Origin of the sequence: Pseudomonas sp. C2B4 (genome assembly GCF_013359695.1) — a bacterium.
Taxonomy (GTDB): Bacteria; Pseudomonadota; Gammaproteobacteria; order Pseudomonadales; family Pseudomonadaceae; genus Aquipseudomonas.
In genome coordinates, this window is record NZ_JABFMU010000091.1 from 1 (window position 1) to 15,992 (window position 15,992).

At 61.4% G+C, this 15,992-nt stretch carries 12 protein-coding genes; 4 read left to right on the top strand and 8 right to left on the bottom strand.

Annotation, left to right across the window (positions count from 1 at the left end; translation table 11 throughout):
* Window positions 1–284: 284 nt before the first annotated feature.
* Complete coding sequence (emhR, locus tag HNQ83_RS29670; protein WP_175392397.1) at window positions 285–917, bottom strand: efflux system transcriptional repressor EmhR; 633 nt, start codon at window positions 915–917, stop codon at window positions 285–287.
* Window positions 918–1,185: 268 nt separating this feature from the next.
* Between emhR and HNQ83_RS29675 the strand changes: the two genes are divergently transcribed.
* The 4 genes from HNQ83_RS29675 to HNQ83_RS29690 all read left to right on the top strand — a co-directional run bounded on the left by HNQ83_RS29675 (window position 1,186) and on the right by HNQ83_RS29690 (window position 8,658).
* Window positions 1,186–2,343: an efflux RND transporter periplasmic adaptor subunit gene (locus HNQ83_RS29675; RefSeq protein WP_175392398.1), complete on the top strand. Its 1,158-nt coding sequence runs from the start codon at window positions 1,186–1,188 to the stop codon at window positions 2,341–2,343.
* A gap of 3 nt (window positions 2,344–2,346) precedes the next feature.
* Complete coding sequence (emhB, locus tag HNQ83_RS29680) at window positions 2,347–5,508, top strand: efflux RND transporter permease subunit EmhB (RefSeq protein WP_175392399.1); 3,162 nt, start codon at window positions 2,347–2,349, stop codon at window positions 5,506–5,508.
* Complete coding sequence (gene emhC / locus HNQ83_RS29685) at window positions 5,508–6,968, top strand: efflux RND transporter outer membrane subunit EmhC (protein WP_175392400.1); 1,461 nt, start codon at window positions 5,508–5,510, stop codon at window positions 6,966–6,968. Before emhB ends, emhC begins: the two co-directional genes overlap by 1 nt.
* Window positions 6,969–7,398: 430 nt before the next feature.
* Window positions 7,399–8,658: an OprD family porin gene (locus tag HNQ83_RS29690; RefSeq protein WP_175392401.1), complete on the top strand. Its 1,260-nt coding sequence runs from the start codon at window positions 7,399–7,401 to the stop codon at window positions 8,656–8,658.
* A gap of 137 nt (window positions 8,659–8,795) precedes the next feature.
* Here the strand turns inward: HNQ83_RS29690 and pcaC are convergent, their stop codons facing one another.
* The 7 genes from pcaC to HNQ83_RS29725 form a co-directional block, all read right to left on the bottom strand.
* Window positions 8,796–9,188, bottom strand: coding sequence for a 4-carboxymuconolactone decarboxylase (pcaC, locus tag HNQ83_RS29695; RefSeq protein WP_175392402.1), 393 nt, complete (start codon window positions 9,186–9,188; stop codon window positions 8,796–8,798).
* A 10-nt stretch (window positions 9,189–9,198) separates the two neighbouring features.
* A complete protein-coding gene (pcaD, locus tag HNQ83_RS29700; protein ID WP_175392403.1) occupies window positions 9,199–9,990 on the bottom strand; it encodes a 3-oxoadipate enol-lactonase in 792 nt (263 codons plus the stop codon).
* 11 nt (window positions 9,991–10,001) lie between these two features.
* The gene (locus HNQ83_RS29705; RefSeq protein WP_175392404.1) at window positions 10,002–11,366 is read right to left on the bottom strand and encodes a 3-carboxy-cis,cis-muconate cycloisomerase; all 1,365 of its coding nucleotides are present in this window, start codon (window positions 11,364–11,366) and stop codon (window positions 10,002–10,004) included.
* Between the two features lie 45 nt (window positions 11,367–11,411).
* Entirely contained in the window at window positions 11,412–12,716 is a 1,305-nt protein-coding gene (locus HNQ83_RS29710; RefSeq protein WP_175392405.1) for an MFS family transporter, read from the bottom strand.
* A gap of 220 nt (window positions 12,717–12,936) precedes the next feature.
* The gene (gene pcaF / locus HNQ83_RS29715; RefSeq protein WP_175392406.1) at window positions 12,937–14,142 is read right to left on the bottom strand and encodes a 3-oxoadipyl-CoA thiolase; all 1,206 of its coding nucleotides are present in this window, start codon (window positions 14,140–14,142) and stop codon (window positions 12,937–12,939) included.
* Window positions 14,139–14,918 carry a CoA-transferase subunit beta gene (locus tag HNQ83_RS29720; protein WP_175392407.1) on the bottom strand — a complete coding sequence of 260 codons (780 nt, stop codon included), beginning with the start codon at window positions 14,916–14,918 and terminating at the stop codon, window positions 14,139–14,141. Before HNQ83_RS29720 ends, pcaF begins: the two co-directional genes overlap by 4 nt.
* A complete protein-coding gene (locus HNQ83_RS29725; protein WP_008054173.1) occupies window positions 14,918–15,775 on the bottom strand; it encodes a CoA transferase subunit A in 858 nt (285 codons plus the stop codon). The genes HNQ83_RS29720 and HNQ83_RS29725 overlap by 1 nt, the downstream gene beginning before the upstream one ends.
* Between the last annotated feature and the right edge of the window lie 217 nt (window positions 15,776–15,992).

A 15,992-nucleotide genomic window follows, 5' to 3' on the forward strand; every position in this document is an offset into this window, starting at 1 on the left:
CGGCTGTAAGGCCGCCTTCGCGAGCAGGCTCGCTCCCACAGTTAATCCGGGTACAGCCGCAAAAGTCAGGTCTGCTGTGAGGCCGCCATCGCGGGCAAGTCGGAACGCCGCCCGCTTGCTCCTACGGGGTTCGACACAAAATCCCTACAAAATACTGAGCTTGCTACCTGTCACCCGATCAAACGTAAGTATATAAAAGCACCCCATCGGCGCCGGGCCCGTGAAGAACTGTTCATCTTCGGCCTCAACCGTTGACACACGGGAAGCCGATTACGCATGTTGTTTCATTTACGCAGGCTGGGACTCAAACGCAGCATGTCCAGCGCGATATCGACCCAACGCTCCGCCTCGGCATGCAGTTCAAAGCTGTCCGGCGCGAGCAACCATTGGTACAGCAGGCCGTCTATATAGGCATGGATGCTGACAGCCGCACGGACGGTGTCGAGATCTTCCGGCAACTGCCCGCGATTCACGGCATTGCGCAGGGTCAGACCGATGCGCATGTTGCAGTCCAGGCTGGCCGTGCGGCGCTGCTGGCGCAGATCGCACATTTCATCGGTGAATTCGCACTTATGAAACAGAATCTCGTTGATACGCCGGGTCTTGGGGTCCAGCGCAACTTCATGAAACAAATGAATCAGCAGCCGGCGCATGCAGCCCAGCGGGTCGAGTTCGTCTTCGCTCTCCGCGGCCTTGGCCAGCTCATCAAGGGGTTCATGCAAGCTGTCGAGCATGGCCTGCACCAGGTCGGCCTTGTTGCTGAAATGCCAGTAAATGGCGCCTCGGGTGACGCCGGCCAGGGTCGCGATGTCCGCCAGTGTGGTACGGGCCACACCCCGCTCGAAAAAGGCTTTTTCGGCCGCCTCGAGTATCTGGTTGCGGGTTTCCTGGGCTTCCTCTTTGGTGCGACGGACCATGGCAGTACAACCTCAATCAGGGTGCTTCAGCGATGTCTGAATATCCGCTGAATAAAAGTGGGGCGAGCGCTCTGGGGTCTCGTCCCCGGGCTTACAATTTCGAACCTTGCGGCGGCCTCTGTAACGGTGAGGATACACAGCCAAGGTATTTACAAACAACCGTGAATGTAAGTATATTCCTTAGCAAGCTACTTATCCACCCGGCACCCATTTTTTAACTTTCCATCTTTTCTTGTGCGTTTCTTGCGCGCCTGACCCGAGGATTTTCATGCAATTCAAGCCAGCTGTTACCGCTCTGGTCGCCGCCGTCGCCCTCGCATCGCTGCTCAGTGGATGCAAAAAGGAAGAAGCGGCACCGGCCGCACCACCGCCTCAGGTCGGCGTCGTCACCCTGCAGCCGCAAACGTTTACGTTGACGTCCGAACTGCCGGGCCGCACCAGCGCGTTCCGCATTGCCGAAGTGCGCCCACAGGTCAACGGCATCATTCTCAAGCGTCTGTTCAAGGAAGGCGGCGATGTCAAAGCCGGCCAGCAGCTGTACCAGATCGATCCGGCGGTCTACGAAGCGACCCTGAAAAGCGCCGAGGCCAACTTGCGCTCGACCAAGTCGATCTCCGACCGCTACCAGCAACTGGTCAACGAGCAGGCCGTGAGCCGTCAGGAGTACGACACCGCCGTGGCAAACCGCCTGCAATCGGAAGCCGCGCTGCAAACGGCCCAGATCAATGTGCGCTACACCAAGGTCTACGCGCCATTGACCGGCCGTATCGGCCGCTCCTCGGTGACCGAAGGTGCGCTGGTCAGCAACGGCCAGACCGAAGCGATGGCGGTCATTCAGCAACTTGACCCGATCTACGTCGACGTCACCCAGTCCTCGGTCGAGCTGCTGCAACTGCGCCGCGAGCTGGAAAGCGGCCGCCTGCAAAAGGCCGGCGACAACTCGGCAAAGGTCAAGCTGACCCTCGAGGACGGCAGCCATTACCAGCAGGAAGGCAAGCTGGAGTTCTCCGAAGTCTCGGTTGACCAGACCACTGGCTCCGTGACCCTGCGCGCCGTGTTCCCGAACCCTGATCACACCCTGCTGCCAGGCATGTTCGTGCACGCCCAGTTGCAGGCCGGTGTGAACAGCGCGGCGATTCTGGCCCCGCAGCAAGGCGTGACCCGTGACCTCAAGGGCACCCCGACCGCGCTGGTCGTCGGCCCCGACAACAAGGTCGAACTGCGTCAGCTCAAGGCCAGCCGCACCGTCGGCAACCAGTGGCTGATCGAAGACGGCCTGAAGGCCGGCGATCGCCTGATCACCGAAGGACTGCAATTCGTCAAGCCAGGCATCGAAGTCCATGCCAGCGAGGCGACCAACGTTGGCACAAAGAACCCGGCCCCCGCGAAAGTCGCTGAACAGGCTTCCGCCGGCAAAGGGGAGTAAACCATGTCGAAATTTTTTATCGACCGTCCGATTTTCGCCTGGGTAATCGCCCTGGTGATCATGCTGGTCGGGGCCCTCTCGATCCTCAAACTGCCGATCAACCAATACCCGAGCATTGCGCCTCCGGCGATCGCCATCTCCGTGACCTACCCGGGCGCTTCCGCGCAGACCGTGCAGGACACCGTGGTCCAGGTGATCGAGCAACAGCTCAACGGTATCGACAACCTGCGTTATGTGTCTTCGGAAAGTAACTCCGACGGCACCATGACCATCACCGCGACCTTCGAGCAAGGTACCAACTCCGATACCGCGCAGGTTCAGGTTCAGAACAAGCTGAACCTGGCCACCCCGCTGCTGCCGCAAGAAGTGCAGCAGCAGGGTATCCGCGTGACCAAGGCAGTGAAGAACTTCCTGTTGGTGATCGGCGTGGTGTCCCGCGACGGCAGCATGACCAAGGACGACCTGTCCAACTACATCGTGTCCAACATGCAGGACCCGATCTCGCGGACCGCCGGTGTGGGTGACTTCCAGGTGTTCGGCTCCCAGTACGCCATGCGTATCTGGCTCGACCCTGCCAAGTTGAACAACTACAACCTGACCCCGATCGACGTCAAAACCGCCATCGCCGCGCAAAACGTGCAGATCTCGTCCGGCCAGCTTGGCGGTTTGCCTGCCCTGCCCGACACCCAACTGAACGCGACGATCATTGGCAAGACTCGCCTGCAGACCGCCGAGCAGTTCAACAAGATCCTGCTCAAGGTCAACAAGGACGGTTCCCAGGTTCGCTTGAAAGATGTCGCCGACGTCGGTCTGGGTGGCGAGAACTACAGCATCAACGCCCAATTCAACGGCGCTCCGGCGTCCGGTCTGGCAGTGAAACTGGCCACCGGTGCCAACGCCCTCGACACGGCAAAAGCGCTGCGCAAGACCATCGACAACCTCAAGCCGTTCTTCCCGCAAGGGATGGAAGTGGTGTTCCCGTACGACACCACCCCGGTGGTGACCGAATCGATCAAGGGCGTGGTTCACACCCTGGTTGAAGCGGTCGCGCTGGTGTTCCTGGTGATGTTCCTGTTCCTGCAGAACTTCCGCGCCACCGTCATCACCACGATGACCGTGCCGGTGGTATTGCTCGGTACATTCGGCATCCTCGCCGCCGCCGGTTTCAGCATCAACACCCTGACCATGTTCGGCATGGTGCTGGCCATCGGCTTGCTGGTGGACGACGCCATCGTCGTGGTGGAAAACGTCGAACGGGTGATGAGCGAAGAAGGCCTGTCACCCAAGGAAGCCACCAAGAAATCCATGGGCCAGATCCAGGGCGCCCTGGTCGGTATCGCCCTGGTGCTCTCGGCGGTACTGCTGCCGATGGCGTTCTTCAGCGGTTCCACCGGTGTGATCTACAAGCAGTTCTCGATCACCATCGTCTCGGCCATGGCCCTGTCGGTACTGGTTGCCCTGATCTTTACCCCGGCGCTGTGCGCCACCATGCTCAAGCCGATTGCGAAAGGCGAGCATGGCACACCGAAACGCGGCTTCTTCGGCTGGTTCAACCGTAACTTCGACCGTGGCGTACGCAGCTACGAGCGCGGCGTGGGCAACATGCTGGCGCGCAAGGCACCGTACCTGCTGGCGTACATCCTTATCGTGGTTGGCATGATCTGGCTGTTCACCCGTATTCCGACGGCGTTCCTGCCGGAAGAAGACCAGGGCGTACTGTTCGCCCAGGTGCAGACCCCGGCCGGTTCGACGTCCCAGCGCACCCAGGTGGTCGTGGACGAGATGCGTGAGTTCCTGCTGCGTCCAGGCAAGGAAGGCGGTGAAGGCGATGCGGTGAACTCGGTGTTTACCGTGACCGGCTTCAACTTCGCCGGCCGTGGCCAGAGTTCGGGCATGGCGTTCATCATGCTCAAGCCATGGGACGAACGTAACGCCGACAACAGCGTGTTCAAGGTTGCAGCCCGTGCCCAGCAACACTTCTTCACCTTCCGTGACGCCATGGTGTTTGCCTTCGCGCCACCGGCGGTACTGGAGTTGGGTAACGCCACCGGTTTCGACGTGTTCCTGCAAGACCGCGCCGGTATCGGTCACGACAAGCTGATGGAAGCCCGCAACCAGTTCCTCGGCATGGCCGCGCAAAGCAAAGTGCTGGCGCAGGTGCGTCCGAACGGTTTGAACGACGAACCGCAGTACCAACTGGAAATCGATGACGAGAAGGCCAGTGCCCTGGGCATTACCATCGCCGACATCAACAACACCCTGTCGATTGCCCTGGGCAGTAGCTACGTCAACGACTTCATCGACCGCGGTCGGGTGAAGAAGGTGTACGTGCAAGGCCGACCCGGTGCACGCATGAGCCCTGAAGACCTGCAGAAGTGGTACGTACGCAACAGCGTCGGCACCATGGTTCCGTTCTCGGCGTTCGCCAAGGGCGAGTGGATCTACGGCTCGCCGAAACTGGCCCGTTACAACGGCGTGGAAGCGATGGAAATCCTCGGTGCCCCGGCGCCCGGCTATTCCACCGGTGAAGCCATGGCCGAAGTCGAAGCCATCGCCCAGAAACTGCCGGCGGGTGTCGGTATTTCCTGGACTGGCTTGTCCTACGAGGAGCGTCTGTCCGGTTCCCAGGCGCCTGCGCTGTACGCCCTGTCGCTGTTGATGGTGTTCCTGTGCCTGGCGGCGTTGTATGAAAGCTGGTCGATCCCGATCGCGGTGATGTTGGTGGTACCGCTGGGGATTATCGGTGCGTTGATGGCCACCAGCCTGCGCGGTCTGTCCAACGACGTGTACTTCCAGGTGGGTCTGTTGACGACTATCGGTCTGGCGGCGAAAAACGCCATTCTGATTGTCGAATTTGCCAAGGAGCTGCACGAGCAGGGGCGCAGTCTGCGCGATGCGGCCATCGAAGCCTGCCGCATGCGTCTGCGACCGATCATCATGACCTCGCTCGCGTTCGTCCTCGGTGTGGTACCGCTGGCTATCTCCACGGGCGCAGGCTCAGGCAGCCAGCATGCAATCGGTACCGGTGTGATTGGCGGTATGATCACCGCCACCGTACTGGCGATCTTCTGGGTCCCGCTGTTCTTCGTCACTGTATCGTCCATGGGCCAGCGCAAAATCGCCGACCAGGACGCTGCTTTTGAACCTTCTAAAGAGGCTGGCTAATGAGCAAGTCGCTACTCTCCCTGGCAGTCGCCGCCTTCGTGCTCGGTGGCTGCTCGCTGATACCCGATTATCAGCAGCCGGACGCTCCGGTGGCAGACCAATACCCGCAAGGGCTGGCGTACTCGCCGGCCCAGGCGCCGGCTCAGGCCGCCGCCGAACAGGGCTGGAAGCAGTTTTTCCATGACCCTGCGCTGCAACAGCTGATCCAGGTCGCCCTGGAAAACAACCGTGATCTGCGTGTCGCGGCCCTGAACATCGACGCCTTTGCGGCTCAATACCGCATCTCCCGCGCCGATCTGTTCCCGGCCGTTTCGGCCAACGGCACCGGCAGCCGCCAGCGCGTTCCGGCCGATGCTTCGCAGACCGGTGAAGCGGGCATCACCAGCTCGTACTCGGCCACCGTCGGCATCAGTGCTTATGAACTCGACCTGTTCGGTCGGATCCGCAGCCTGAACGAAGAAGCGCTGCAGAAGTACTTCGCCACCGAAGAAGGCCGGCGCAGTACCCAGATCAGCCTGGTGGCCAGCGTGGCCAATGCCTACCTGACCTGGCAGGCCGACAAGGAACTGTACAAGCTGACCCAGGACACCCTCGCCGCGTTCGAGGAGAGCTACAAGCTCACCGCCCGCAGCAACGAAGTGGGTGTCGCCTCGGCGCTGGACCTGGCGCAGTCGCGGACCTCGGTGGAAAACGCCCGGGCGCAACTGGCCAAGTACACCCGCCAGGTCGCCCAGGATGAAAACAGCCTGGTCCTGCTGCTCGGCACCGGTATCCCGGCCAACCTGCAAGTGGCCAAGCCGCTAAATGACGATTTGCTGAGCGATGTTCCGCCCGGCCTGCCGTCGGACTTGCTGCAACGTCGTCCGGACATCCTGCAAGCCGAGTACAACCTCAAGGCCGCCAACGCCAACATCGGCGCGGCGCGGGCTGCGTTCTTCCCGAGCATCAGCCTGACCGCCAACGCCGGGACCCTGAGTCCGGACCTGTCCGGTCTGTTCAAGGGCGGTTCGGGCACCTGGCTGTTCCAGCCGCAGATCAACCTGCCGATCTTCAACGCCGGCAGCCTGCGCGCCAGCCTGGATTACTCGAAAATCCAGAAAGATATTGGTGTAGCGAACTACGAGAAGTCCATTCAAACGGCCTTCCAGGAAGTCGCCGACGGCCTGGCCGCCCGCGAGACCTACACCCATCAGTTGCAGGCGCAGCGTGATTTCGTCGCCGCGAACCAGGACTACTACCGCCTGGCCGAGCGTCGTTACCGCATCGGTGTCGACAGCAACCTGACCTTCCTCGATGCCCAGCGTCAGCTGTTCAGTGCCCAGCAGGCACTGATCACTGACCGTCTGGCGCAACTGGTCAGCGCCGTGAATCTGTACAAGGCACTGGGCGGTGGCTGGAACGAACAGACGGCAAAAAACGAGCCGTTGAAAGAAGAAGCGCCGAAGTTGAAGTTGTTCTGATAGCGCTGTGAAAACAGGAAGCCCACCTTATCAGGTGGGCTTTTTTTTGCCTGTCGGAAAGGTGATCTCACGGCTGGCCCTTTCGCGAGCAGGCTCGCTCCCACAATGGACCGCATTCTTGCTGGAGGAACTCGGTCAACTGTGGGAGCGAGCCTGCTCGCGAAGGGGCCAGTACAAACAACAAGGAATCAGAGCCAATCTCGGTTCGATAATCGCCCAAAACCCTCTTTTCGAGATTGAACCATCTAGTACATTCACTTCACCATCGAACCACAAAACCAATAACAACAGGTTCGACACCATGCCCCCGCGCCCTGCCCTGTCCGGCTGATCCCCAGGCTTCACCCAAACCTGTCGACTGCATGTCTGCACCCTTCCCGGTTGCGGCACTAACCCGTTTCACCCCCAAGAATCAGAGAGACCCAAGCCCATGACGCCTTCCTCCGCGCAGTATTTCGTTCCCAGCCTGATTGCCGTCGCCCTGGCCAGCGCGGCCCTGCCCGCCCAGGCCGAAGAGTCGGGTTTTGTCGAAGGCGCCAAGGTCAACCTGAACCTGCGCAACTTCTACATCAACCGTAACTTCACCAACCCGACCAAGGCCCAAGGGAAGGCTGAGGAATGGACGCAAAGCTTCATCCTCGACGCCAAGTCCGGCTTCACCCAGGGCACCGTCGGCTTCGGCATGGATGTGCTGGGGCTGTATTCGGTGAAACTCGATGGCGGCAAAGGCACCGGGGGTACGCAACTGCTGCCGCTGGACAGCGATGGTCGCCCGGCAGATAACTACGGCCGCACCAATGTGGCGTTCAAGGCCAAGCTGTCGCAGACCGAAGTGAAGGTGGGCGAGTGGATGCCGGTGTTGCCGATCCTGCGTTCGGACGACGGTCGCTCGCTGCCGCAAACCTTCCGTGGCGGCCAGATCACCTCGAAGGAAATCAATGGCCTGACGCTCTACGGCGGCCAGTTCCGCCAGAACAGCCCGCGGGACGACAGCAGCATGGACGACATGTCGATGACCGGCAAAGCCGCGTTCACCTCGGACCGTTTCAACTTCCAGGGCGGCGAGTACCTGTTCAACGAAAAGCGCACCCAGATCGGTGTATGGAACGCCGAACTCAAGGACATCTACAGCCAGCAGTTCATCAACCTGACCCACAGCCAGCCCGTCGGCGACTGGACCCTGGGGGCCAACCTGGGTTTCTTCTACGGCAAGGATGACGGCAGCGCCCGCGCTGGCGAGTTGGACAACAAGACGATGTACGGCCTGTTCTCGGTCAAATACGGTGGCAACACCTTCTACGTCGGCCTGCAAAAACTCACCGGCGACAGCCCATGGATGCGGGTCAACGGCACCAGCGGCGGCACCCTGGCCAACGACAGCTACAACTCCAGTTACGACAACGCCCGGGAAAAATCCTGGCAAGTGCGCCACGACTACAATTTCGTCGCCCTGGGCGTACCGGGCCTGACCTTGATGAACCGCTACATCAGTGGCGACAACGTACACACCGGCACGATCACCGATGGCAAGGAATGGGGACGCGAAAGTGAACTGGGCTACACCGTGCAGAGTGGTGCGCTGAAAGACTTGAACGTGAAATGGCGCAACTCGACCATACGCCGCGACTACAGCAACAACGAGTTCGATGAGAACCGCCTGATCATCAGCTACCCGATCAGCCTGTTGTAAACCTCAACACCGCCATCGCGGGCAAGCCCGCTCCCACAAGGTTTTGTGTCATGCCCAAATCGTGTGGCACATACAAATCCTGTGGGAGCGGGCTTGCCCGCGAAGACGTCAGATCAGGCAACGCAAATCGCCGGGAATCACTCCCGCGACTCAATCCCCAACTCATCCCACACCGACTCCGCCAGGTGGAACGTGGCGTTGGCAGCCGGGATACCGCAATAGATCGCGCTCTGCATGATCACTTCCTTGATCTCGCCACGGCTGACGCCATTGTTGGCGGCGGCGCGCAGGTGCAGTTTGAGCTCGCCTTCGCGGTTCATGCCGATCAGCATGGCGATGGTGATCAGGCTGCGGGTGTGGCGCGGCAGGCCCGGGCGGGTCCAGATGTCGCCCCAGGCATGGCGGGTGATCATTTCCTGAAACTCCGAGTTGAACTCGGTCAGGGTGGTCAGGCTGCGGTCGACATGAGCATCGCCCAAGACTGCACGCCGCACGTTCATGCCTTCGTCGTAACGCTGTTTCTCGTCCACAGAATTACCCTCAACGAGCCGTCAGAAAGGCCAGTACGCGTTCGCTGAAATCAGCACCGGCCTGGACGTTGGACAAGTGCGCGGCATAGAACTCGGCGTACTCGGCGCCCGGCACGTGTTCCTGAATGAAGTGCCCGCCGGACGGCGGCGTGACCGCATCCTGGGTGCCGGCGATCACCAGCAGCGGCGCCTTGATCGAGGACAATTGATCACGGAAATCGGCATCGCGCACCGCCGCGCAGTTGGCCGCATAGCCTTCAGGCGAAGTGGCCGCCAGCATGTCGGTGATCTGCTTGGCCGCCGCCGGGTTGGCTTCGGAGAAGTCCGGGGTGAACCAGCGGGCAATCGACGCATCGCGCAAGGCAACCATGGCTGCTTTCCCATCACGCAGTACGGTTTCGATACGCGGGTTCCACACCGACGGATCGCCGATTTTCGCCGCGGTGTTGCACACGATCAGTTTGTTCAGGCGCTCGCCGGCGTTGATGCCCAGCCACTGCCCGATCAGACCGCCCATGGACAGGCCGCAGAAATGTGTGCGTTCGATGTGCAGCGCATCCAGCAGCGCCAGCACGTCGCGGCCCAGTTGCTCGATGTTGTAGGGCCCCGGTGTCACCAGCGATTGGCCGTGACCACGGGTATCGAAGCGCAGCACCCGGAAATGCTCGCTGAACGCGGGGATTTGCGCGTCCCACATGTGCAGGTCGGTGCCCAGGGAGTTGGACAGCACCAGCACCGGCGCATCCACCGGGCCATCGAGTTGGTAATGCAGTTCGCCCTCGGCGAGTTGTACAAAAGCCACAGCAATCTCCTTCAGGCAGTCAATGCAGAATGTTCGGCCACCGCGCGCTCGACCCAGGTACGGGCCTGGCCGAGGTAATGGGCGGGGTCCAGCAGATGATCGAGTTCGACCGCCGACAGTTCGGCGGTCACTTGCGGCTCGTCGCCGAGCACGGCGCGCAGATGACGCTGTTCGGCCACGGCGCGTTTGCAACATTGCTCCAACAGGTGATGCGCGGTGTCGCGCCCGACCCGTTGTGCGAGAACGATGCTCACCGCCTCGGCGAGCACCAGGCCCTGGGTCAGGTCGAGGTTGCGGGCCATGCGTTCGGCATCCACCTCCAGCCCCTGGGTCACCAACAGCGCTTGCTTCAGGCTGCCGGACACCAGGCAGCAAATCTCCGGCAGGGTTTCCCACTCGGCATGCCACAAACCCAGGCTTCGTTCATGTTCCTGCGGCATGGCGCTGAACAGGGTCGAGAGCAAACCCGGTATACGGGTCGCCGCGCCGATCAGCACTGCCGCGCCCACTGGATTGCGCTTGTGCGGCATGGTCGAGGATCCGCCCTTGCCCGGTGCCGAGGGTTCGAATACTTCGCCCGCTTCGGTCTGCATCAACAGGCTGATATCGCGTCCGAGTTTGCCCAGACTGCCGGCGATCAACCCCAGAACAGAGCCGAATTCCACCAGGCGATCACGCTGGGTGTGCCACGGTTGATCGGGCAACGTCAGTTGCAGCTCTTCGGCCAGCGCCAGGGCAATCGGCATCGCCTGGTCACCGAGGGCCGCGAGGGTGCCGGAAGCACCGCCGAATTGCAGCACCAGCAGACGCGGCTTGAGCTCTTGCAGACGCTGACGGCTGCGGGTCACCGCGCCCAGCCAACCGGCGATCTTCATGCCGAGGGTGACCGGTGTCGCATGTTGCAGCCAGGTGCGTCCTGCCAATGGCGTCGCGACATAGCGTTGGGCTTGGGTCGCAAGCGTCTGTCCAAGCTGCGCCAGATCGCTGTCGATCAGCTCCAGTGCCCGGCGCAGTTGCAGCACCAGACCGCTGTCCATCACGTCCTGGCTGGTCGCGCCCAAGTGCACATAGCGTTCGGCCTCGGCATCCTGCGCTGCGATTTGCTTACCCAGTGCCTTGACCAACGGAATCGCCGAGTTGCCGGCGGTGGCAATGGCTTCGCCGAGGGCGGCAAAGTCGAAATGCCCAGCCTGGCAGGCCGCTTCAATCGGCGCCACAGCGGTCTGCGGAATCAGACCGACCCGCGCTTCGGCCCGGGCCAATGCCGCTTCGAAATCGAGCATGGCCTGCACCCGGCCCTGATCGCAGAACACGTCGCGCATATCGCGGGCAGTGAAGTAGGCATCGAACAATTGATTGCCCGGTCGCTGGTTCATAAACAGTCCCTGGAGGCGCGGGCCGCTTGGGCCCGCGGGTGTGGATCAAAGGTCGTTTTCTAGATACTTCGCATGTCTGGGCAGACGCAGGCTGAACAGGAACGCTATCGCCATCATCAACGTCACGTACCAGTAGAAGGAGTTTTCCATGCCGACCGCTTTGAGGCTCAAGGCTACATACTCCGCTGAACCACCGAAGATTGCATTCGCCACCGCGTAAGCCAGGCCAACACCCAGAGCACGCACCTCAGGCGGGAACATTTCGGCTTTTACCAGACCGCTGATCGATGTGTAGAAACTGACAATCGCCAGCGCCAGGGTAATCAGCACGAAGGCCAGGAACGGACTGGTGACGCTTTTCAGGCTGAGCAGAATCGGCACGGTGCACAGCGTGCCGAGTGCGCCAAACCACAGCATCGAGTTCCGGCGGCCGATTTTGTCCGAGAGCATGCCGAAGATCGGCTGCATGCACATATAAAGGAACAGTGCGCCGGTCATGATGTAGCTGGCGGTCTTGGCGTGCATGCCGGCGGTATTCACCAGGTACTTCTGCATGTAGGTGGTGAAGGTGTAGAAAATCAGCGAACCACCGGCGGTGTAACCGAGCACGGTGATGAACGCGGCTTTATGGTCACGGAACAACGCGCGGATGCTGCCGGCGTCCTTGTTTTCACGCATTTCCTTGCTGGTGGTTTCTTTCAGCGATCGACGCAGATACAGGGAAACCAGAGCAGCCATGGCACCCACCACAAACGGAATCCGCCAGCCGTAGGCACGCAAGTCATCCTCGGTGAGGAACTGTTGCAGGATCACCACCAGCGACACCGCCAACAGCTGTCCACCAATCAGGGTCACATACTGGAACGAGGCGAAGAAACCGCGCTGCCCCTTGAGCGCGACTTCGCTCATGTAGGTCGCCGTCGTGCCGTACTCGCCACCCACCGACAGGCCCTGGAGCAAACGGGCGAACAGCAGCAGGATCGGCGCCCAGACCCCGATGCTGGCGTAGGTCGGCAGGCATGCGATCAGCAGCGAGCCGAAACACATCATCAGAATCGAGATCAACATCGAATTCTTGCGACCGTGCTTGTCAGCGACACGGCCGAAGATCCAGCCGCCAATCGGGCGCATCAGAAACCCGGCGGCAAACACCCCGGCAGTGTTTACAAGCTGCACCGTGGGGTTATCGGACGGGAAAAAGGCCGGGGCGAAATAGATCGCGCAGAAGGCGTAGACATAAAAGTCGAACCATTCGACCAGGTTGCCGGATGAGGCGCCGACAATGGCGAAGATCCGTTTGCTGCGCTCTTCGCCGGTGTACAGCGCGGGGATGGCGGTTGGAGTTGTCATTGTTTTTTCACTCAATGGGGACAGTGAGAGTCTAGACACACTTTGCAACAGTCCCGTTCCACAGATTCATCAGCAACACATCTCCCCTTGTGGGAAATCCCTCCCTTGTGGGAGCGGGCTTGCTCGCGAAAGCGGTGTGTCAGTCGATAAACATGCTGCCTGACACACCGCTTTCGCGAGCAAGCCCGCTCCCACAGGAGGGGTTATGTGTTGCGGTCGATCAGACGCGTTCGATCGCCAGTGCCAACCCTTGGCCCACGCCGACGCACATGGTCGCCAGACCTTTCTTGCCACCGGTTTTTTCCAGCTGATGCACCGCAGTCAGTACCAGGCGCGCACCGCTCATGCCCAATGGATGGCCCAAGGCAATGGCACCACCGTTCGGGTTGACCTGCGGCGCGTCGTCGGCGATACCCAGTTCACGCAGCACCGCCAGGCCTTGGCTGGCGAAGGCTTCGTTGAGTTCGATCACGTCGAAATCACTGACCGCCACACCCAGGCGTTCGGTCAGTTTGCGCACGGCCGGTACCGGGCCGATGCCCATCACCCGAGGCGCGACACCGGCGCTGGCCATGCCCAGCACTTTCGCGCGGGCCGTCAGACCGTGTTTTTTCACGGCTTCGGCCGAGGCCAGGATCAATGCCGCCGCACCGTCGTTCACGCCCGAAGCGTTGCCGGCGGTGACGGTTTTGTCGGGACCGTTGACCGGTTTCAACTTGGTCAGGGCTTCCAGGGTGGTGTCGGCGCGAGGATGCTCGTCCTGGCTGACCACGGTTTCACCCTTTTTGTGGGCAATGCGTACTTCGACGATTTCTTCGGCGAAGAAGCCTGCGGCCTGGGCGACAGCGGTGCGTTGCTGGCTGCGCAGAGCGAAAAGATCCTGGTCTGCGCGAGACACTTCGTAATCGTCGGCCACGTTGTCGGCGGTCTGCGGCATCGCATCCACGCCGTACTGGGCTTTCATCAGCGGGTTGATGAAGCGCCAGCCGATGGTGGTGTCTTCCAGCTTCATGTTGCGCGAGAACGACGCGTCGGCCTTGCCCATCACGAACGGTGCGCGGGACATCGACTCGACACCACCGGCAATCGCCAGATCCATCTCGCCACTGGCGATGGCGCGGAACGCGGTGCCAATGGCGTCCATGCCCGAGGCGCAGAGGCGATTGAGCGTGACGCCCGGAATGGTTTCCGGCAGCCCGGCCAGCAGCAGCGCCATGCGCGCCACGTTGCGGTTGTCTTCACCGGCCTGGTTGGCACAGCCGAGGAACACCTCGTCCACGGCCGTCCAGTCCACCGACGGATTGCGTTCCATCAGCGCCTTGATCGGCACGGCGGCCAGGTCGTCGGCGCGGACCGCCGACAGACCACCACCGAAGCGGCCGATGGGGGTGCGAATCGCGTCGCAGATATAAACGTCACGCATCACGCTTCTCCAGGTGCTTGGCCATGGGCTGCCGCGGTACGGGCTTCCAGATCACGCAGTGCAGTCAATTCGACTTCGGTTGGCTCGGCGGTAACGTCGACACTGTCGGCAAAACGGATCGGCCAACCGGTGGCGGCGACCACTTGCTCGCGGGTCACGCCAGGGTGCAGCGCGGTGACCACGAACTCATGGGTGCCGGCTTCCGGCTCCATGATGCACAGGTCGGTGATGATCCCGACCGGACCCGCGCCTGGCAGACCGAGACGCTTGCGCGAATCGCCGCCCTCACCGTGGCCGACCGAGGTAATGAAGTCGAGCTTGTCGACGAACGAACGCGACGATTGCTTGAGGATGATCAGCACACTCTTGGCCGAACCGGCAATTTCCGGCGCGCCACCGGCACCCGGCAGGCGGACTTTCGGCGCGTGGTAATCGCCGACCACGGTGGTGTTGATGTTGCCGAAACGGTCGACCTGGGCTGCGCCGAGGAAGCCGACGTCAATGCGCCCGCCCTGCAACCAGTAGCGGAAGATCTCGCCGGTCGGCACCACGGTGTCGGCGGTTTCCGCCAGTTCACCGTCACCGATCGACAGCGGCAGTACGCTCGGCTTGGCACCGATGGGACCCGATTCGTAGATCAGGACGACATCAGGCGAGGACGTCAGGCGCGCCAGGTTGGCCGCTTTCGATGGCAGGCCGATGCCCACGAAGCACACCGAGCCGTTCTTCAGGCGACGGGCAGCGGCAACGGTCATCATTTCATTGGTGGTGTAAGTCATTACTTCGCCTCCGAAGCGGCGGCCAGTTTGGCCTGGAACTCGCTGAAGTCAGCGCTGCCATGGATGTACTCGTTGATCCACGCGGTGAAGGTTTCACGGTCGCGGGCAATCGGGTCCCAGGCCTGGTAGAAACGGTTGTCGCGTTCGTTGTAACCATGGGCGTAGGAAGGATGCGCGCCACCCGGTACGTGGCAGACCGCGCTCAGGGCCCAGGTCGGCAGGACGCAGGAGTTCATCGGCGCATTGAGGTCGTCGACGATTTCTTCAACAGTGACGATGCAGCGCTTGGCAGCCAGGGCCGCTTCTTTCTGCACACCAAGGATGCCCCACAGCAGCACGTTGCCTTTGCGGTCGGCCTTCTGGGCGTGAATCACGGTGATGTCCGGACGCACCGAAGGCACCGCCGCCAACACTTCCCCGGTGAACGGGCAGGTTACGGACTTGATCAGCGGGTTGACCTTCGGCAGGTCGGAGCCGGCGTAGGCACGCAGCACCGCGAATGGCAGGCCCGAAGCGCCAGCGACGTAGGCATTGGCCAGGTCGGCGTGGCTGTGTTCTTCGATTTCCAGCGCGTGTGGCCACTGCTTCTCGACGGCGTCACGCAGACGGTGCAGCGAACCGACGCCCGGGTTACCGCCCCAGGAGAAAATCAGCTTGCGAGCACAACCGGCACCGATCAACTGGTCGTAGATCAGGTCGGGCGTCATGCGCACCAGGGTCAAGTCTTTCTTGCCCTGACGAATGATTTCGTGACCCGCCGCCGTCGGGATCAAGTGAGTGAAGCCTTCGAGCGCAACGGTATCGCCGTCGTTTACGAATTGCTTCACCGCGTCGTGCAGCGAAAGAATTTCAGCCATTGGGGCAGGCTCCCATTTGTTATTAACCAACAGTGGTTGAAAAAGGCGCCGATGCGCAGCGCCGGAATGACTGAAGATTAAGCCTGTGAAAAACCTCAAACAATCCGATAATCGACTGAGCGTTCGTTTATCGAACACATTGTTATCTGGCTACCGACCCCAAAAGCTTCGCGAGCAGGCTCGCTCCCACAGTGGAATGCGGTCCACTGTGGGAGCG